This is a genomic window from Curtobacterium sp. MCBA15_008, from assembly GCF_001865065.1.
Classification (GTDB): Bacteria; Actinomycetota; Actinomycetes; order Actinomycetales; family Microbacteriaceae; genus Curtobacterium.
Map to the genome: position 1 here is coordinate 135,174 of NZ_MJGN01000005.1, position 312 is coordinate 135,485.

Genomic DNA, 312 nt, shown 5'->3' on the forward strand with positions numbered 1-312 from the left:
CACGACGCGCCGCCCGGGTCACCCCGGTGGCGGCCGTCCGACCCGAGCTGCAGTACCTGCTCGACGTCGTCACCGACGCTCCGGCGATGATCGTCAACAACCGGCAGGACATCGTCGCCGCCAACGCGCTCGGCTACGCGATGCACTCCGACCTCGTCGACGCGCCGGCCCGCCCGCTCAACTTCGCGCGGTTCATCTTCCTCGACCCGCAGGCGCGGAACTTCTACCGCGACTGGCAGCGGGCAGCGCACACGAACGTGGCGATCCTGCGTCGCGAGGCGGGTCGGACCCCGAACGACCGCGAGCTCGCGG

The 312-nt window shown here is 71.8% G+C and carries 1 pseudogene; it reads left to right on the forward strand.

Annotated features, from left to right (window positions below):
* Nucleotides 1-312, forward strand: a pseudogene (locus tag BIU96_RS02590) (transcriptional regulator); the annotation flags it as partial.